General features: G+C 53.8%; 18 protein-coding genes. 3 read left to right on the forward strand and 15 right to left on the reverse strand.

Annotated elements, in window-relative coordinates; genetic code table 11:
* Positions 1-100: 100 nt before the first annotated feature.
* Positions 101-1,819, forward strand: a complete 1,719-nt coding sequence (gene proS, locus AC6I4B_RS18725; RefSeq protein ID WP_497767298.1) for a proline--tRNA ligase — start codon at positions 101-103, stop codon at positions 1,817-1,819.
* An 82-nt stretch (positions 1,820-1,901) separates the two neighbouring features.
* On the opposite strand, the gene nlpE is transcribed toward proS, so the two are convergent.
* The 3 genes from nlpE to AC6I4B_RS18740 are packed head-to-tail and all read right to left on the reverse strand — an operon-like array spanning position 1,902 to position 3,587.
* Positions 1,902-2,597: an envelope stress response activation lipoprotein NlpE gene (gene nlpE / locus AC6I4B_RS18730; protein ID WP_497767300.1), complete on the reverse strand. Its 696-nt coding sequence runs from the start codon at positions 2,595-2,597 to the stop codon at positions 1,902-1,904.
* A 34-nt stretch (positions 2,598-2,631) separates the two neighbouring features.
* Entirely contained in the window at positions 2,632-3,045 is a 414-nt protein-coding gene (gene arfB / locus AC6I4B_RS18735; protein WP_497767301.1) for an alternative ribosome rescue aminoacyl-tRNA hydrolase ArfB, read from the reverse strand.
* Complete coding sequence (locus AC6I4B_RS18740) at positions 3,042-3,587, reverse strand: YaeQ family protein (RefSeq protein WP_497767302.1); 546 nt, start codon at positions 3,585-3,587, stop codon at positions 3,042-3,044. Before AC6I4B_RS18740 ends, arfB begins: the two co-directional genes overlap by 4 nt.
* Positions 3,588-3,763: 176 nt before the next feature.
* Here AC6I4B_RS18740 and AC6I4B_RS18745 point away from each other — a divergent pair, with 176 nt between their 5' ends.
* Together AC6I4B_RS18745 and rof are read left to right on the forward strand one after the other, a co-directional pair.
* Positions 3,764-3,964 carry a YaeP family protein gene (locus AC6I4B_RS18745; protein WP_497767304.1) on the forward strand — a complete coding sequence of 67 codons (201 nt, stop codon included), beginning with the start codon at positions 3,764-3,766 and terminating at the stop codon, positions 3,962-3,964.
* Positions 3,951-4,211, forward strand: a complete 261-nt coding sequence (gene rof, locus AC6I4B_RS18750; protein ID WP_497767305.1) for a Rho-binding antiterminator — start codon at positions 3,951-3,953, stop codon at positions 4,209-4,211. The genes AC6I4B_RS18745 and rof overlap by 14 nt, the downstream gene beginning before the upstream one ends.
* Position 4,212: 1 nt before the next feature.
* Here rof and tilS read toward each other — a convergent pair whose 3' ends face one another.
* From tilS to skp, 12 genes are all read right to left on the reverse strand, one after another.
* The gene (tilS, locus tag AC6I4B_RS18755) at positions 4,213-5,529 is read right to left on the reverse strand and encodes a tRNA lysidine(34) synthetase TilS (protein ID WP_497767307.1); all 1,317 of its coding nucleotides are present in this window, start codon (positions 5,527-5,529) and stop codon (positions 4,213-4,215) included.
* Positions 5,530-5,590: 61 nt separating this feature from the next.
* Positions 5,591-5,980 (reverse strand): VOC family protein, encoded by a 390-nt coding sequence (locus tag AC6I4B_RS18760; RefSeq protein ID WP_497767309.1) that lies wholly within the window; start codon positions 5,978-5,980, stop codon positions 5,591-5,593.
* Positions 5,981-6,041: 61 nt separating this feature from the next.
* Positions 6,042-8,180, reverse strand: coding sequence for a lysine decarboxylase LdcC (locus AC6I4B_RS18765; RefSeq protein ID WP_497767311.1), 2,139 nt, complete (start codon positions 8,178-8,180; stop codon positions 6,042-6,044).
* Between the two features lie 76 nt (positions 8,181-8,256).
* The gene (locus tag AC6I4B_RS18770; protein WP_497767313.1) at positions 8,257-10,050 is read right to left on the reverse strand and encodes a glycoside hydrolase family 19 protein; all 1,794 of its coding nucleotides are present in this window, start codon (positions 10,048-10,050) and stop codon (positions 8,257-8,259) included.
* 179 nt (positions 10,051-10,229) lie between these two features.
* Positions 10,230-11,189 (reverse strand): acetyl-CoA carboxylase carboxyl transferase subunit alpha, encoded by a 960-nt coding sequence (gene accA, locus AC6I4B_RS18775; protein ID WP_497767314.1) that lies wholly within the window; start codon positions 11,187-11,189, stop codon positions 10,230-10,232.
* 12 nt (positions 11,190-11,201) lie between these two features.
* Positions 11,202-14,684 (reverse strand): DNA polymerase III subunit alpha, encoded by a 3,483-nt coding sequence (gene dnaE, locus AC6I4B_RS18780; protein ID WP_497767316.1) that lies wholly within the window; start codon positions 14,682-14,684, stop codon positions 11,202-11,204.
* Between the two features lie 35 nt (positions 14,685-14,719).
* Positions 14,720-15,316, reverse strand: coding sequence for a ribonuclease HII (rnhB, locus tag AC6I4B_RS18785; RefSeq protein WP_497767318.1), 597 nt, complete (start codon positions 15,314-15,316; stop codon positions 14,720-14,722).
* A complete protein-coding gene (lpxB, locus tag AC6I4B_RS18790; protein WP_497767319.1) occupies positions 15,313-16,461 on the reverse strand; it encodes a lipid-A-disaccharide synthase in 1,149 nt (382 codons plus the stop codon). The genes rnhB and lpxB overlap by 4 nt, the downstream gene beginning before the upstream one ends.
* Positions 16,461-17,249 carry an acyl-ACP--UDP-N-acetylglucosamine O-acyltransferase gene (gene lpxA, locus AC6I4B_RS18795; RefSeq protein ID WP_497767321.1) on the reverse strand — a complete coding sequence of 263 codons (789 nt, stop codon included), beginning with the start codon at positions 17,247-17,249 and terminating at the stop codon, positions 16,461-16,463. Before lpxA ends, lpxB begins: the two co-directional genes overlap by 1 nt.
* Before the next feature lie 3 nt (positions 17,250-17,252).
* Entirely contained in the window at positions 17,253-17,708 is a 456-nt protein-coding gene (gene fabZ, locus AC6I4B_RS18800) for a 3-hydroxyacyl-ACP dehydratase FabZ (protein ID WP_062772193.1), read from the reverse strand.
* Positions 17,709-17,810: 102 nt separating this feature from the next.
* The gene (gene lpxD, locus AC6I4B_RS18805; RefSeq protein ID WP_497767322.1) at positions 17,811-18,836 is read right to left on the reverse strand and encodes a UDP-3-O-(3-hydroxymyristoyl)glucosamine N-acyltransferase; all 1,026 of its coding nucleotides are present in this window, start codon (positions 18,834-18,836) and stop codon (positions 17,811-17,813) included.
* 3 nt (positions 18,837-18,839) lie between these two features.
* Positions 18,840-19,325 (reverse strand): molecular chaperone Skp, encoded by a 486-nt coding sequence (gene skp, locus AC6I4B_RS18810; protein WP_497767324.1) that lies wholly within the window; start codon positions 19,323-19,325, stop codon positions 18,840-18,842.
* Positions 19,326-19,382: the final 57 nt, after the last annotated feature.

The following is a 19,382-nucleotide window of genomic DNA, read 5'->3' on the forward strand; positions in this document are numbered from 1 at the left end:
TCTTTTGACATCCCTTTCTCGCTGGTAAACTAAATCACTTTTGTTTTTGTGCCAGGCTCGTTTTGAGCCTGTTTTGTCTTCCAACTGGAACCGTAACAACATGCGTACTAGCCAATACCTGCTCTCCACTCTGAAGGAGACACCTGCCGACGCCGAGGTTATCAGCCACCAGCTGATGCTGCGCGCCGGGATGATCCGCAAGCTGGCCTCTGGGTTATACACCTGGCTGCCGACCGGCCTGCGCGTCCTGAAAAAAGTCGAAAACATCGTGCGTGAAGAGATGAACAACGCCGGTGCTATCGAGGTGTCTATGCCGGTGGTTCAGCCTGCTGACCTGTGGCAAGAGAGTGGTCGTTGGGAACAGTACGGCCCGGAACTGCTGCGTTTTGTTGACCGTGGCGAGCGTCCGTTCGTACTCGGCCCAACGCACGAAGAAGTCATCACCGACCTGATTCGTAACGAGCTGAGCTCTTACAAGCAGCTGCCGCTGAACTTCTTCCAGATTCAAACTAAGTTCCGTGACGAAGTACGCCCACGTTTTGGCGTCATGCGCTCCCGTGAGTTCCTGATGAAAGATGCATACTCTTTCCATACTTCTCAGGAATCTTTGCAGGAAACCTACGACGCGATGTACGCCGCGTACAGCAAAATCTTCAGCCGTATGGGCCTGGATTTCCGTGCAGTGCAGGCTGACACCGGTTCTATCGGCGGTAACGCTTCTCACGAATTCCAGGTACTGGCACAGAGCGGTGAAGACGACGTTATCTTCTCTGACTCCTCTGATTACGCAGCAAACATCGAATTTGCTGAAGCCGTTGCGCCAAAAGAGCCACGCGCGGCTGCCACTCAGGAGATGACGCTGGTTGATACGCCAAATGCCAAAACCATCGCCGAGCTGGTTGAGCAGTTCAACCTGCCAATCGAAAAAACCGTTAAAACCCTGCTGGTGAAAGCGGTTGAAGGCAGCAAATCTCCGCTGGTTGCGCTGCTGGTTCGTGGCGACCACGAGCTGAACGAAGTTAAAGCTGAAAAACTGCCGCAGGTTGCCAGCCCGCTGACCTTCGCAACCGAAGAAGAAATTCGCGCGCTGGTTAATGCTGGTCCTGGTTCTCTTGGCCCAGTAAACCTGCCGATTCCAGTGGTTATCGACCGTACCGTTGCCGTCATGAGCGATTTCGCAGCGGGCGCTAACATTGACGGTAAACACTACTTCGGCATTAACTGGGATCGCGACGTCGCTACCCCAGAGGTTGCAGACATCCGTAACGTAGTTGCGGGCGATCCTAGCCCAGACGGTAAAGGCACTCTGCTGATTAAACGTGGTATCGAAGTCGGTCACATTTTCCAGCTGGGGACTAAGTACTCTGAAGCGCTGAAAGCCTCTGTTCAGGGTGAAGACGGTCGTAACCAGATCCTGACTATGGGTTGCTACGGTATCGGGGTGACTCGCGTGGTCGCGGCAGCTATCGAGCAGAACTTTGACGATCGCGGCATTGTTTGGCCAGAAGCTATCGCACCGTTCCAGGTTGCCATTCTGCCAATGAACATGCACAAATCTTACCGTGTGCAGGAGCTGGCGGAGAAACTGTACGCCGAGCTGCGCGCTCAGGGTGTCGAAGTGCTGATGGACGACCGTAAAGAGCGTCCAGGCGTGATGTTCGCGGATATGGAGCTTATCGGTATTCCTCACACCATCGTGCTGGGCGACCGTAACCTCGACAACGACGATATCGAATACAAATACCGTCGTAACGGTGAAAAACAGCTGATTAAAACCGGCGACATCGTTGATTACCTGGTAAAAGCCATCAAAGGCTAATAGCCCAGTGGAAATGCCCGATGCGCCAGCGCATCGGGCCAAGCGATAAAAAAAGGCCTCGCATTGTGCGAGGCCTTTTCTTTTATTGCTTACAACCTTTGCCGGGAACAAACTTCGCCCCACCGTCTGGTGCGAGAGTTTTCACCATCTCACCGCTGTCCGGGTTTGGCTCAAGGGTAAAGTGCCCCTCAACCACCAGCAGGATTGGCTTGCTTTCTCCGCCGCCCGCGGCAGCATAATCACGTTCCAACTGCGCGTTATTCGCGACCGCCACGCGCTGGCCGGTTGCACAATCGGTAAAGATTGCCGCATCCGCCATATAGAAATACATCCCGCGCATCGCCATTGGCGTCGTCGGCAGGCTGGCTTTTACCGGCTCCAGCGTGTAGTTCATCGCCGACTCGATCGGATTTCCTTCACGGTCGAGCATCTGTAATTTTTCGCCATTAGCACGGTAATACGATTTCTCGCCTTTGCTGTCGGTCAATACCAGCTTATCGGCGGTGCGCGCCCAAGTACCATAGGAGGCGAACGATGATGGCTCACGACTCACACCCTGATAGCGCTCGTTCATTACCCATGTGCCGTCTTTGGCGAGGAACAGCGAGGTTTCAATACCTTCGCAATCAGCGCACGGTAACACGCCACTCCAGCTTTGCTGCATTGGCGTTAGCTCGGCTGGCTGGGTCGGCTTCAGCGCCGCCACATCGGCATTATTGCAGCCGAATAATCCAAACAACATCCCCGTAGCCGCAATGGCCAATATCGCTTTTTTCACCCTCAATTCCTTATTCTTTTACATCTACGTCCGACTAGAAGCGAACTTTTCCACGCAACGATTTCACGGAGCCTTTTTGCGCTTTGGAGGTTAACCGACGCTCTTTTGAGGCCCGCGTCGGGCGCGTCGGGCGTCGGTTTTTTTGTTCTGCCGTTAACGTCTGGATTACCGAAACCAACCTGGCGATTGCCGCCTCGCGGTTCATCTCCTGGCTGCGGTATTCCTGAGCCTTAATAATAATCACACCATCCGCAGAAATTAAATGGTGGCTGGCAGCAAGTAGACGCTCCTTATAATACTCTGGCAGGCTAGAGGCCCGGATGTCAAAACGCAAGTGAATCGCCGTTGAGGTTTTATTCACGTGCTGACCGCCCGCCCCCTGCGCCCGAATAGCGGTGATCGTCAGCTCATCATCCGGGATACTCACCTGCCGGGACAGCGTAATCATGCAGGCATCTGCCACGGCGTCAGATGAATTTCCAGATTATTCTGAGCGTCAGACAGCCAAATTGACCCTTCCTGCAACGTCGCTTGTAAAGTCATGGTGCGCTCGGCAAAAGCGCTGAGCTTCGCCAGTTGTTCATCATCAAGATACCAAATGCTCAGGTTCTTAAAGCCCGCCATTTTGCTTTGGTTCTGCTGCCACCAAATTTCCGCCGCGCGGCTGTTGTACGTAAACAGCGCTACGTCTTGCGACTGGCTACAGGCCTTTTTAATTCGCCGTTCATCCGGCAGGCCAAGCTCAATCCACAGATCGATCCCTAAATGATCGTTACGCAGCCACACTTCTGGCTCATCTTCCGAGGAGAGGCCACGGGTAAATTGCAGCCGCTCGTCGGCGTACTTAATCCACGCCAGCAGGCGCAGCATCATACGTTCCTGCGTTTCTGATGGGTGGCGGGCCAGCGTTAAAGACGCATCCAGAAACTGGTTGCGGTCGATATCCGCGACATTGACCACCGCTTTATAAATTGTTGCTTTCAGCGCCATGACAAACTCCTGCGAAAAATGGGGGTCATTGTAGCGAAATCGGGGCCAAAAGGCTGTTGCGAATTACATCTGCCGCCGCTCATCCCGCTGATAATGCTTAAATGAGTATGATATAGTCACCTTGCTAAACAGAGATTATCTTCATAGGCTTAATTGAAGCGCTGACAGGAGGGCATGTGGGCAACTATTGTGAGTTAATTCGTCAACGCTATGCGGAAATTGCCAGCGGTGATTTAGGGTATATCCCGGATGCGCTAGGTTGTGTACTGAAAGTTTTGAACGAGGTCGCGGCGGATGACGCCCTTTCTCCGTCAGTCAGGGAAAAAGCTGCCTATGCAGCGGCAAACTTACTGGTGAGCGATTATGTCAATGAATGATACTTATCAACCCATCAATTGCGATGACTATGACAATCTTGAGCTTGCCTGCCAGCACCATCTCGTCCTGTCACTGGAGCTGAAAGACGGCGAAGTGCTGCAAGCCAAAGCGCATGATCTGTTATCCCGTAAAAACGTGGAGTATCTGGTCGTCGATAGCGCGGGCGAACTTCGCGAGCTGCGTCTCGACCGAATTGCCAGTTTTAGCCACCCTGAAATCGGTACAGTGGTGGTCAGCGAGTCATAATTTAGAAACGGGCGGCCTGGCTGCCCGTTTTTTTCCACACAAACCGCAACCCAGAACCCGACATCGCCGCCCCTTCTTGCGTAACAAACCGCCCCGCCGCCGCGATAAGCACATCATTATAAAACAGCAGCGGTGTAGTATCGCGCAGCCACGGCGGAACCCCCTGCTCTTGCCAGATTTTCTTCAGCTTACGCCCGCCCTGTCGGCCAACAATATGCAGTTGGCCCGGCGCTTTAAAACGCACGCTCACGCTTTCATCACTGTGCGGCGGGCGTATATCGCCACCGTCAATAAGTTGCACCACGCCCAACGCATCCGGCAACGCCAACGGCTGCTGCCAGCACGACCATGAAACGACCGTTTCACTTTGTCCGGCAATAACCGGTATCCACCACAGTTGTGACTGGTAGCGGCGAATCTCGTAATCGCCGAAACGCAGGCAAGGAGTGGCATCTTCCCGCGCCATCACCACTTCCGCCCAGATACGCGCCAGCGCATCGCGCGAAGGCATTGGCGCATTTAATGAATCCAGCCAGCGGCGCAGAATAGCTGAGCGGCGCGGAGTGCTCATCGCCAATAATGGTGCGATAGAAAGTGAGCCTTGCGGCGTAATGCAGTGCGCCAACTCTTCTGCCAACAACGTATCTAACAGTTGCTCCTGCTCGCCGCAAAGCTCAGCGCTGCGCGACACCGCGCGGGTGAAATGCGGCCAGCGCTGCTGCAACAGAGGGACAACACGCAGGCGCAGAAAATTACGGTCATAGCTGTCGTCCTGATTGCTTTCATCTTCAATCCAGGACAAACCGTGCTCCCGCGCCCATTGTTCCAGTTGACTACGCGATTGCGTCAACAGCGGGCGTACCAGTTGCGTGTTAGCAAACGTTGAAGTTTCCGCCATTGCAGAAAGCCCCGCCGGGCCGCTGCCGCGTTTTAGCGCCAACAGAAAGGTTTCACACTGGTCATCAAGATGCTGCGCCGTGACTAAAATCTCATTGGGTAACAGCGTATCAGCAAAGGCTTGATAGCGCGCCCGCCGCGCATGTGCTTCTACGCCTAGCCCTTCATCCTGAAGCTGTACCCGCGTAACCGTCAAAGGGACTTGCCATTGCTGGCATACGGTTTCGCAGTGTGCCACCCAACTGTCGGCATGAGCGCTTAAGCCATGATGAATATGAATCGCGCGGAGAACCACGTCGGGGTGTTGCGCCCGCCATTGCACCAACTGGTGCAACAACACCGTAGAGTCCAGACCGCCGCTAAAAGCGACCAAAATGTGGCGAGAGGTGAGAAGTGAAGTATTCAGCGTAAGTGCGAGCATAATGAGTGTTTACCGTGATATTGCCCGGAACGATACCGAGCAAGTATCACAATGACAAGCCTTACTGCTCATACAGTTCGAGCGGCAGGCCGTCAGGATCGTTGAAAAAGGTAAAGCGTTTATCGGTGAACGGGTCAACGCGGATCGCCTCACAGGCGATGCCGTGAGCCTGTAAATGCGCCACGGCGGCCTCGATGTTATCAACGCTGAACGCTAAATGGCGCAGGCCGCAAGCCTCTGGTCGGCTAGGGCGCAGTGGCGGAAACGGGAACGAAAACAGCTCAATCACATACTGGCCGTTAAGCGCCAGGTCGCCTTTCCACGAATCACGTGCTTCGCGGTAAACCTCACTTTGCAGCGTAAAGCCTAAGATATCGCAGTAGAACGACTTACTCGCCGCATAATCCGTCGCAATAATGGCGATGTGATGAACCTGTTTTAACCCCAGCATCGTTTTTCTCCGTTGACCGTTTCCAGCACGTTACCCGCGCCAGCTATTAGCGCGCAAGCCCTCAACCGTTTTTTAGGACTCTCACCCGATAGACACCGTTTTCATCGCGTTTTGCCCCGTGGATATCGGTTTCAAAGCCCGGATAATGTCGTCCAATGGAACAGAGCATCAGCAAGAAATCTAGCACCGAGCGGCTTTGTTCGGTGATCATCTCTCCTGGCATTAGCAACGGTACGCCAGGCGGATACGGTAGAATCATATTGGCGGAGATTCGCCCGACCAAATCCTCCAGCGCGACCGTCTCTACCTCGCCTTTAATTTGCTGTTGCCATGCCCGATGCGGCGTCAGTTTCATCTCCGGCAGGACATCAAACGCCCGCAGCATTAAACGCGGCAAGTCATGCTGGCGAATCAGTTTATGAATACCCTGCGCCAAATCCTGGATGCGCATATTACGGTAGAAATCGGGATCTTCGGCGTACAAATCCGGCAGCATATTTTTGACCCGCAAATTGAGGTCATAGGCGCGCTTAAACTCGGTTAACCCCCGCAGCAGCCCCATCGCGCGCGTTTTATCGATGCCAATGCTGAATAAGAATAGCAGGTTGTATGGGCCTGTTTTCTCTACCACCACGCCATGCTCGTCGAGGTATTTCGCCACCAGCGCCGCCGGAATACCGTCGTCGCTCATGTTGCCTTGCTCATCCATGCCCGGCGTCAGAATCGTCACTTTTACCGGGTCGAGATACATATGCTCAGCGTCGGCATCGCTAAAACCGTGCCACGTTTCGCCAGGCGAAACCGGCCAGCATTCGGCCTCATCAATTTCTTCCGGCTGCCAAATATCGAAGAACCAGCTATCCGACTCTTCACGCAGTCGCTGTACCTCTTTGCGAAAATGCAGCGCTCGCTCCACCGAGCGGTTAATCAGCCGCTTGCCAGAATTACCGCGCAGCATTGCCGCCGCTGTCTCAATTGAGGCGACAATCGGATAGCTCGGCGACGTTGAGGTATGCATCATAAAGGCTTCGTTGAAGGTATCTTCATCGTAGTCGCCCTTGATGTGAATCAGCGAGGCCTGCGACAGCGCCGCCAGCATCTTGTGCGTGGACTGGGTTTCAAAGAACACTTTTCCCGGTACTCGCTCGCCGCTCATGCCGCTTTTGCCCTGGTAAATCGGGTGGAAGTGAGTATAAGGAACCCAGGCAGAATCAAAATGAATCGACGGTACGTCGAGCGTTTGTTTTATCCAGTTGGTGTTGTACAGCAGGCCGTCATAGGTGGAGTTGGTGATCACCGCATGTACCGGCCACTGCGCGCCTTCGGTGGCATCGACTTTGCGCTGCAGACTGCCGCGGGTAAATTCCTGCTGTGGAATGCCGCCCAAAATTCCCAACGCGTTACGCGTCGGTTTCAACCACAGCGGCACAACGTCGCTCATCATCAGCAGATGCGCCAACGATTTATGGCAGTTACGGTCAATCAGTAACGTGCTGCCGCTGGGCGCGGCGTACATGCCGACAATTTTATTTGATGTCGATGTGCCGTTCGTCACCATGTAGCTCTGCTCGGCTCCGAAAGTACGAGCAATATATTCTTCGGCTTCCAGATGTGGGCCAGTATGGTCGAGCAGCGATCCTAGCTCAGTCACCGAAATAGAAACGTCAGCTTTCAGCGTATTCGCGCCAAAAAAGTCGTAAAACAGGCAGCCTACCGGGCTTTTCTGATAAACCGTTCCCGCCATATGCCCCGGAGTGCAGAAGGTATATTTCCCTTCGTTCACATAGGTAAACAGCGCTTTGGTAAACGGCGGCGTAATGTTATCGAGGTATTCATCAGTGTACTGGCGGATACGGCTGGCGATATCTTCAGCCTGGCCCAGAGCGTATTCAAAGAACCACAGCGCCATACGCATATCATGTGCGCTTACGTCCATTGTGGAATGGGTATTGATGAACGCATATAGCGGCAGGTATTCATTTAACTGGTTAATCTCACCGCACAGATCGGTGTTGTATTCGTCCCAGTCAAATATCACCCCGCAGATACGCGGGTTGTGCTCAATAAATTTCAGCAGGTCGGCACTGTTTTGTGGCCAGATGATTTTGAAGCCCTGCGCCAGCAGCGCGTCCGCCAGCTCCTTGATAGGCTCGTCTTTGTAGTAGACGCCGTGTGGCCCCATAATGGCGATAATATTCATGCTTCCCTCCGGGATAAACCTGGTAAAAGCATAACAGCAATCACGCCAATGCATTGCATTGGCGTGATAATTCACCTTACATCGCCTTCCATGCATCTCCCCATGCCAGACCTACGCCCGGTTCGTAATAACTCGGTGCGACGTTACACCATGCGCCAACAGGCAACGGTTTGCATTGATACAGCGCGCCGTGGTTGTTGACGATGTCGCCCGCTTTCCAGGTCTGGCTGCTGCTCCAGGATGGATAGTTGATAACATCGCCATCGTTACCATCTTTCGTCTCATCTGCCGCTTCATCTGCGGCTTTCGCCTTCACGTTAAGGGTGTAGGTGGTGGTACTGGACAAGACGCCATCACTCACCGTAAGGCTCACAACATACTGACTGTCCACCGTATTTTGCGGAGCCGTGAAAAGGATAACCGCTTTATCTTCGCCGCTGACCCGTTGACCATCCTGAGACATCCAGCTGTAGCTCAGCTTGTCTCCGTTAGCATCGGTAGAACCTGCGGCACTGAGTGACACCTGGCTACCGGCTTCAACCGCCCCCACTGGCCCTGCAATACGTGCGACTGGCGCAATATTTACCGCTGGCGCTGGCGCGGTGTCTTCATCGGTATCGGTAGTTGGCGTAACTGGCGCGCCGTTATCATTAACAACTTCGACATTAAAATGATGCTGAACACATTTCGTATAATCACCTTCTTTAAAAGCGGTATACGGTGTTTGATAACCCACTAACTGGCAGGCATTGGCCTGGCCATCTGGGGTATCAGCACTCCATCCCCAATCCTCTTCCCAGTAAATAGGCAGAGCACCCGCACCACCGGCATCAAACTGCTTCATGTTTTTGCAGCCCATCACTTCATCGTCAGCAACAGGGACGTTCAGATAATGCGCAAACTCTTTATAATAGGTGATTCGGTTCAACGACTGGGCATTCTCCGCCGAACCGCCACATTCAACACCACCGTTAATAATCTGAGTGGTGACGCCAAAGCCTGGAACCAGGCCATTTGCCTTGTCACGATCGTTTGGCTGCCATGTACCATCAATCACATGCAGCATAGACGGCTTCGGCGGCTGCGGATAAACAAAGAAGAAGACCGCACTCGCCAGGTTCATCCACGTATCGGCCACGATTTCCGGTTTATCCAGCAGCGGACGAACGTCGCCGTACATCGCATCGGAGAATGGACCATAGTTGTAGTTATAGGAGAGCTGTTTCGCACCGCGACCAAAGTAGCTGACGAAATCACCGTCTTTGTCTTTACCGCACGGCCACGTTTGCCCCTGCCAAACGTCCGGGTTGCACTCTCCGTTGTAGCCGCCCTTCTGCCCTTCGGTCCAACCCAGTTCTCGCAGGTAGACCAGAGCCTGACGCCATTCAGGAATATCACGCCAGTTTTCATGACCGCCGGTTTCCTGGGCAAAGTGCGCAAACATCGTCGCGAGTGACTTACGGCAAATTGCATCGCTGTCACGACCATCTGAATAGGTTCCGCAGACCGCAGGGAATTTGCCAATGGCCTTCAGGAAGTTAGAGTAGGTATATTCAGGCGCTCGCATTGGGAATAAGAAATCCCAGCTCTCTTCGGTTAGCACACTTTCAACGCGCTTCACGTTAGCCGGATTACTGGCGCGGCCTGGTTCGATTTTTTCGACTTCACTGTTAGGCAGGGTCTGGATAGATGATTTCACCGCATTCATCAATGGGAAATCGGTTAACGCTTTTTCTTTAGCAGCCAACTCGCTCGCCTGCATCGTCGTTGCCTGTGTCGCGCTCAACAACGGAGCCGCGTGTGCTGCCCCCAGACTTAACATGATCCCTGTCGCTACGGCGCTCAATGTAATAGCTTTATGTAATGCCATGGTATTCTCCTTTTATCCTTGTTAGCTGCCAGTTTCGGCCAGATGCCGGGCAGTTAACGCAGTGTTGCCGGAGAACAGCATCATCGGCTAATCACATAACCTCATCGTCTATCAATAAACAGCACATAAAGAAAAAGGCCGGAATATCCGGCCTTTAGAGGTAAAAATGATGTTGATAATCAGGCGTAGCCGTAGCTCATCAGGCGCTGATAGCGGCGGTTGAGCAGGTCTTCTTTGCTCAGCACGTCGAGATCTGCAAGGTCAGCCAGCAGTTGTGCTTTCAGCGAAGCGGCCATGACTTCTGGGTTACGATGTGCGCCGCCCAGCGGTTCTGGAATGATAGAGTCGATAAGTTTCAGCTCTTTCAAACGCGGTGCAATAATACCCATTGCTTCTGCTGCCAGCGGGGCTTTATCCGCGCTTTTCCACAGAATAGAGGCACAACCTTCTGGGGAGATAACGGAATAGGTGCTGTATTGCAGCATATTCACTTTATCGCCCACGCCAATCGCCAGCGCGCCGCCGGAACCGCCTTCACCGATAACGGTACAAATCACCGGTACGCTCAGATGCGACATTTCACGCAGGTTACGTGCGATAGCTTCAGACTGACCACGTTCTTCTGCGCCCACGCCAGGGTATGCGCCTGGGGTGTCGATGAACGTGATGATTGGCATGTTGAAGCGCTCAGCCATTTCCATCAGACGCAGTGCTTTACGGTAGCCTTCTGGTGCTGGCATCCCGAAGTTACGACGGATTTTTTCTTTGGTTTCACGGCCTTTCTGATGACCAATGATCATCACCGGACGACCATCCAGACGCGCGATGCCGCCGACGATAGCTTTATCATCAGCATAAGCGCGATCGCCCGCCAGTTCGTCAAATTCATCAAACGCCAGACGGACATAATCCAGGGTGTACGGACGCTGTGGATGGCGCGCCAGTTGGGCTACCTGCCATGCGCCGAGATCGGCAAAGATTTTGCGCGTCAGCTCTACGCTTTTTTCGCGCAGACGATGCACTTCTTCATCGATATTAATATCCAGTTTCTCATCCTGACGGCTAACCGCAGTCAGAGAATCGATTTTCGCTTCCAGCTCTGCAATCGGCTGTTCAAAATCAAGGAAATTCAGACTCATAGTATTCCTGTATTAGTCAAACTCCAGTTCCACCTGCTCCGAACCGATGAGGCCACGCAGATCGTTGAGTAAACGATCGCTCGGAGAGACACGCCAGGTTGCGCCGAAACGCAATCGCGCACGTGCATCCGCCCTCTGATAGTAGAGATGTACTGGAATGGTTCCCGAACGGTGGGGTTCCAGAGACTGACGGAGTCGGTTTAAAAGCTGGTCATCAATTTGCCTGTCCGTCAGCGAGATAGCAAGCCCGCGAGCGTATTTTTCCCGGGCTTCGTCAATGTCCATCACTTCACGGGCCATCATTTTAAGGCCGCCGCTGAAGTCATCAAAACTGACCTGTCCGCTGACGATAAGTATGCGGTCTTTTTCCAGCAAATGCTGGTACTTCTCCAGAGCTTCGGAAAATAACATCACCTCCAGCCGCCCGGAACGGTCATCCAGCGTACAGATGCCGATACGATTGCCGCGCTTGGTGACCATAACCCGCGCCGCAATCACGAGCCCCGCAGCCGTGGTCACTTTACCACGTTCTGTTGGATGCATGTCTTTGAGTCGATACCCGCCGACATAGCGCTCGATTTCTTTTAAATACTGGTTGATAGGGTGGCCGGTCAGGTACAGACCTAACGTTTCACGTTCCCCATCAAGCACCACCTGCTCAGGCCACGGCTGGCAGTTGGCATACGATTTTTCAACCTGCTCAGGTTCTTCCGCCAATACGCCAAACATATCTGCCTGGCCAATGGCTTCTGCTTTTGCGTGCTGATCCGCCGCTTTCAGCGCATCGCCTAGCGAGTTCATCAGCGCAGCACGGTGCGGGCCAAGGCGGTCAAACGCCCCAGACATGATCAGTTTTTCCAGCACCCGGCGATTCAATTTTTTGGTATCAGTACGCGCACAAAGGTCGAACAGCTCGCGGAAATAGCCGCCGTTGTTACGCGCTTCAATGATGGCTTCAATCGGGCCTTCACCGACGCCTTTAATCGCGCCGATACCATACACGATTTCCCCGTCATGATTAACGTGGAAATGATATAAACCGGAATTGATATCTGGCGGCAATATTTTCAGCCCCATGCGCCAGCATTCATCCACCAGACCCACCACTTTTTCGGTGTTGTCCATATCGGCGGTCATGACCGCCGCCATAAACTCGGCGGGATAGTGCGCCTTCAACCACAGCGTCTGATAAGAGACAAGCGCATAGGCCGCAGAGTGCGATTTGTTAAACCCGTAACCGGCGAACTTCTCCACCAGGTCGAAGATTTTCATCGCCAGTTCGCCGTCAATGCCGTTCTTTCTAGCACCTTCTTCAAACGCGCCGCGCTGCTTAGCCATCTCCTCTGGCTTTTTCTTACCCATCGCACGACGCAGCATGTCCGCGCCGCCGAGGGTATAGCCAGACAGCACCTGCGCAATCTGCATGACCTGTTCCTGGTACAGGATGATGCCATAGGTTGGCTCCAGTACCGGTTTCAGGCATTCATGCTGCCACTGCACGTCTGGGTAGGAAATCTCTTCGCGCCCGTGTTTACGGTCGATAAAGTTATCTACCATCCCTGACTGAAGCGGGCCAGGACGGAACAGGGCTACCAGTGCAATCATGTCTTCGAAGCAGTCAGGCTGTAGACGTTTAATCAGGTCTTTCATGCCGCGCGATTCAAGCTGGAATACCGCTGTGGTTTCGGAGCGTTGCAGCATGTCGAAACTTTTCTTGTCATCCAGCGGGATGGCGGCGATATCGAGCGGCGGCTCGCCGTTACGTTCACGGCGGGCATTGATCATCTCCAGTGCCCAGTTGATGATGGTCAGCGTACGCAAGCCGAGGAAGTCAAACTTCACCAGCCCGGCATATTCCACGTCGTTCTTATCAAACTGGGTAACCGGGTGCAGCCCCTGTTCATCACAGTACAGTGGCGCAAAGTCGGTGATTTTGGTCGGTGCGATAACCACACCACCGGCGTGTTTACCGGCGTTACGGGTGACGCCTTCAAGCTTACGCGCCATATCAATCAGCGCGCGAACTTCTTCATCCGCCTCGTAAATTTCTGGCAGTTGTGGTTCAGCCTCAAAGGCTTTAGCCAGCGTCATGCCTGGGTCTGGCGGCACTAGCTTAGAAATACGGTCAACGAAACCATACGGATGCCCCAGTACACGGCCCACGTCACGGATAACCGCTTTCGCCGCCATTGTACCGAAGGTAATAATCTGTGATACCGCGTCGCGACCGTACATTTCCGCCACGTGTTCAATAACCTGGTCGCGTTTCTCCATACAGAAGTCAACGTCGAAGTCGGGCATCGAGACACGTTCTGGGTTAAGGAAACGTTCGAACAGCAGATCCAGTTCCAGCGGGTCGAGGTCGGTAATTTTTAGCGCATACGCCACCAGAGAACCCGCACCAGAACCACGACCAGGGCCAACCGGCACGCCGTTATCTTTCGACCACTGGATAAACTCCATCACGATGAGGAAGTAGCCAGGGAAGCCCATCTGGTTGATAACCTGTAGCTCGATATCCAGACGTTCGTCATATTCCGGGCGGCGCTTGGCGCGCTCTTCAGGGTCAGGGAACAGGAACTCTAGGCGTTCTTCCAGCCCCTCTTTCGACTTCGCCACGAGGAAGTCTTCGGTGGTCATATCGCCAGTCGGGAACTGCGGCAGGAAGTATTCACCGAGGCGCACTGTGACGTTACAACGTTTGGCTATTTCAACGGTGTTTTCCAGCGCTTCCGGGATGTCAGAAAACAGCTCGCACATCTCGTCTTCGCTGCGCATATATTGCTGAGCGGAATAGTTACGCGGGCGTTTTGGGTCATCAAGCGTGAAACCATCGTGAATGGCGACGCGAATTTCGTGCGCGTCAAAATCACCGGTCTCCAAAAATCGTACGTCGTTGGTGGCAACCACCGGCAGGCCACGCGATTCAGCCAACGCGACCGCAGCGTGCAGGTACGCTTCTTCGTCCTGACGTCCTGTGCGGATCAGTTCAAGGAAATAACAGTTCGGGAAGTGCTCTTCGTAAAACTCAACACACTGCTCAACCAACGCCATATTACCGCGCAACAGGCTCCGGCCTACGTCGCCCATGCGCCCGCCGGAAAGCAGAATCAGCCCTTCTTTCAGCTCAATCAGCCAGTCGCGGTCGATAATCGGCCCCGCCGCGCCGTAGCCGCGCTGATAGGCTTTGGAGATAAGCAACGTCAGGTTTTGATAGCCGGTATTATTGGCAGCCAGCACCGTTAAATGCGTCAGCTCATCGCCCAGCAGTTCACTTTGAACGTGAAAATCTGCCCCGACAATGGGTTTAATCCCGGCTCCGTGGCCCGCTCCGTAGAACTTCACCAGGCCACACAGGTTGGTAAAATCGGTGATCGCTAGCGCAGGCATCCCCAATGAGGCCGCCTTTTTCACCAGCGGCCCGGTTTTCGCCAGCCCATCGATCATGGAGTAGTCGCTATGCACCCTCAGGTGCACGAAACGTGGTTCAGCCATTTTTAAATTCCGGTTTACTTATCTCGGCACACGAATCAGGACGCCAGTCCCAGCGCGCGTTTGACGGGAGCAAAGCTGCGTCGGTGATGCTCAGTAGCGCCATACTGCGCGAGCTTTTCCAGATGAAAAGCGGTTGGATAGCCTTTGTGTTGGGCAAAGCCGTACTGCGGGAAAACAGCATCCAGCGCGGTCATTTCCGCATCTCGCGTCACTTTAGCGAGAATAGACGCGGCGCTGATTTCCGCCACTCGGCTATCGCCTTTCACCACCGCCATCGACGGCATCGGCAGCGCTGGGCAGCGGTTGCCGTCAATCAGCACATATTCCGGGACAATAGATAGCCCAGCGACTGCGCGCTGCATCGCCAGCATCGTGGCGTGCAAAATATTCAGCTCGTCGATTTCATGCGGTTCTGCGCGGCCAAGGCTCCAGCACAGCGCTTTCTCTTTGATTTCGTCGAACAGCGCCAGACGGCGTTTTTCACTTAATTTTTTGGAGTCATTCAGCCCAATAATCGGGCGCGCGGGGTCAAGAATCACCGCTGCCGTCACTACCGCGCCAACCAGCGGGCCGCGACCCACTTCATCCACACCAGCAACTAAATGGGTATGGGGATAAACAAATTCAATCATTGTGCTAGCTCCAGCACCGCATCAGCGGCCTGTTCATCAGCATTACAGCGGATCTGCAGGTGCAGGTCGCGGAACGTATCATGCATCGCGTGGCTGGTTTTACCGTTCGCCAGCAGTGGCTGTAGCGCGTCGGCCAACGCTTGTGGCTGACATTCGTCCTGCAACAGCTCTTTCACCAGCTCACGACCGGCGAGCAGGTTTGGCAGGGAAACGTAGTCGGTTTTCACCAGGCGCTGAGCCAGCCAGAAAGTAAAGGGCTTCATGCGATATCCCACCACCATTGGGCATTTCGCGAGCATACACTCTAGCGCCGCTGTGCCGGAGGCCAGCAGTGCGGCATCGCTGGCAATCATCGCCTCGCGCGCCATGCCATCCAGCAGGTGCACCGACAAATCTGGCGCAACTTCCGCTTTGATGCGTTCAAACTGTTCGCGACGTTTTGCATTCACCAGCGGCACGACCACTTCCAGGTCGGGGTACTGCTGGCGCAAAATCTGTGCGGTTTTTAAAAAGTCGGCGCTGAGCATTTCCACTTCTGCGCCACGGCTGCCGGGCAACAAGGCCAGACAGTGGGCGTCATGGGCAATACCCAGCGTATCCCGCGCGGCGTTTTTATCCGGGTCTAACGGCATTGCATCTGCCATGGTGTGACCGATAAAACGGCACGGGACGTTAAATTTGTCGTAAAACGCTTTTTCAAAAGGCAGAAAAGCGAGCACCAGGTCAGTAGCTCTGCCAATTTTGAAGACGCGTTTCTGGCGCCAGGCCCACACGGACGGGCTGACGTAATGAATAGTTTTGATCCCCTGCTTCTTCAGGTTGCCCTCAAGAGTGATATTGAAATCGGGGGCATCAATGCCGACAAAGACATCGGGCTTGAGGTCGGTAAAGCGTTTGGTCAGGTCGGCACGAATGTGCAGCAAGCGACGCAGCCGCCCCAGCACTTCGACAATGCCCATCACTGCCAGCTCTTCCATTTCGTACCAGGCTTCACAACCTTCCGCCTGCATACGAGGCCCTGCAACGCCGACAAAACGAGCGTTGGGTACTCGCGTCTTGAGGGCGCGAATCAGGCCGGCGCCTAGAATATCGCCGGAGGTTTCTCCGGCGACCAGGGCAATCGTTAAAGGACGCTGCTCAGTCATTAACGAATCAGGCCGCGCGTGGAGCGGGCAAAGAAATCGCTAAATGGCTGAACTTCCGGATACTGCTTTGCCAGCTCGGCAATTTCCGGTTTCGCTTCGTCCAGCGTCTTGCCGCTGCGGTACAACGCTTTGTAAGCGTTGCGAATAGCGGTGATCGCTTCACGGCTAAAGCCGCGACGCTTCAGGCCTTCGATGTTGACGCCAAACGGTGTCGCGTGGTTGCCCTGAGCAATAACGTATGGCGGAACGTCCTGAGCAACGCCAGAACAGCCGCCAACCATCACGTGTGCACCGATAATGCAGAACTGGTGCACGGCGGTCATGCCGCCGATGATAACAAAATCATCCAGCGAGACGTGGCCCGCGAGGGTGGCGTTATTCGCCAGGATACAGCGGTCGCCTACTGTGCAATCGTGCGCCACGTGGGCGTTGATCATCAGCAGGTTATCGCTGCCCACCTTCGTCAATCCACCGCCCTGTACTGTGCCGCGATGAATGGTGACGCTTTCGCGAATGCGGTTGCGATCGCCAATTTCGACGCGAGTAGGTTCACCAGCATATTTCAGATCCTGGTTAACTTCCCCGATAGAGGCGAACTGATAGATCTCGTTATCACGGCCAATTTTGGTATGGCCGTTAACCACAACGTGAGACTTCAGTACGGTGCCTTCGCCGATTTCGACGTTCGGCCCCACAATACAAAACGGGCCAATGTGGGCGTTAGCGCCGATAACGGCCCCGTCTTCCACAATGGCGGTAGGATGAATAAAGGCGGTTTTATCAATCACGGATTAGGACTCCCGGCTACGCGCACACATCATCGTCGCTTCGCAAACCACTTTACCGTCAACCAGCGCAACGCCTTTAAAGCGAGTCAGGCCACGACGGGTTTTTTCGAAGGTGACTTCCATAATCATCTGATCACCAGGCACGACTGGACGCTTAAAGCGCGCTTCATCAATACCCGCAAAGTAGTACAGCTCGCCAGGCTCCAGTTTACCAACGCTTTTAAACGCCAGAATACCGGTTGCCTGTGCCATAGCTTCCAGAATCAGCACGCCCGGTAAAATCGGTTTGCCAGGGAAGTGGCCCTGGAAAAACGGCTCATTTACGGAAACATTTTTCACTGCGCGCAGAAAACGACCTTCTTCAAAATCCAGCACGCGGTCAACCAGTAAGAATGGGAAACGGTGCGGCAGAAGTTCTAAAATCTCTTCAATGTGCAGAGTATGAGTGTCAGTTGTCAAAATACTCTTCCTGTCAAAATATACTAAGGGGCAATAATAACACGGCCTGCCGGATTACAAGAATGCCGACAGGCCGGAAAACGAAATGCGAGACGATGATGATTAATCTTGCTTATCAAGCTTGCGTTCTACAGCCTTGAGACGCTTACTCATTTCATCAATATTCATCACCAGTGCAGCAGTTTTGCGCCAGGTCTTGTTAGGCTGGAGCGGAATACCAGACGAGTAAACGCCAGGTTCAGTAATCGGACGCATTACCATCCCCATACCAGTCACTGTCACTTTGTCACAAATTTCCATATGGCCGTTAATCACGCTGGCACCGCCAATCATGCAGTAACGACCAATTTTCAGGCTACCGGCCATGATAACGCCGCCTGCGACTGCGGTATTGTCGCCAATCACCACGTTGTGTGCAATCTGGCACTGGTTATCAATGATAACACCGTTGCCAATCTGCGTGTCGTCAAGCGCGCCACGGTCGATCGTCGTACAAGCGCCGATCTCCACGCGATCGCCAATAATCACTCGGCCAAGCTGGGGGATCTTCACCCAGTTACCGCGATCGTTGGCATAGCCAAACCCATCCGAACCGATAACGGTGCTGGATTGGATCAGGCAATTCTCACCGATCTCGACTTCGTGGTAAATGGTCACGTTCGCCCACAGGCGAGAACCGGCACCAATTTTGGTTTTTTTACCAACGAAACACCCCGCCCCAATCACAACGTTATCGCCAAGCACAACGTCAGACTCAATGACGGCGTTCGCGCCGATCGAGACGTTGTGACCAAGCGTTGCAGTCGGGCTAACGACCGCGCTCGGTGCGATATCCTGCGCCGGTTGTGGCGTGGTATCTAAAATTTGCGCCATGCGTGCGTATGTCAGGTAGGGATTCTTCACTACCAGCGCAGCGCCTTTGGCAAAAGGAAGTAAATCTTGCGTCAGGACAATCGCCGACGCTTCGCAAGCGGACAGGTGCTCACGATACTTAGGGTTAACCAGGAACGTGATATGACCCGCCTTAGCGGATTGCATGGACGCGACAGCGGTGATGACGATATCGCCATCACCGTGTAATTCCGCATCCAACTGCTGAGCTAAATCAGCCAGTCGAATTGAAGGCATTACTTATTTAACCTGTTTCAGTACATCAGCGGTGATATCTTTTACATCGCTGCTGTTGAATGCAACGGCGTTAGCGTCAACCACCAGGTCGATGCTCTGGCTAGCAGCAACGGATTTCACAGCAGTCTGGATACGAGTAACCAGTTTGCCGCGTTCTTCGTTAGTACGACGTTGACGATCCTGCTCGAAAGCCTGTGCTTTCTGAGAGAAAGTCTGGCGCTGAGCAGTGATGTCTTTTTCCAGCTTGGTGCGATCGCTACCGGCTTTCATAGACTGGAGACGCTGCATTTTAGATTGCAGGTCGCCTTCCATACGCTGAAGTTCACCAGCACGGCCTTTGAATTCGTTTTCCAGAGTACTGGAAACGCCGGTTTTCTGTGCAACTTGCTGGAACAGGCTACCCATGTTAACAATTGCAATTTTGTCTGCTGCCTGAGCAGAAGCTGCCATCGCTAAACCCAGACCTGCTGCGACTAACCACTTTTTCACAATAATACTCCTTACCATCCCATGTGTACCCGAAGGTACTGTTCTTTTGGTGGCCCT

This window comes from Kluyvera fluvialis, from assembly GCF_059725275.1.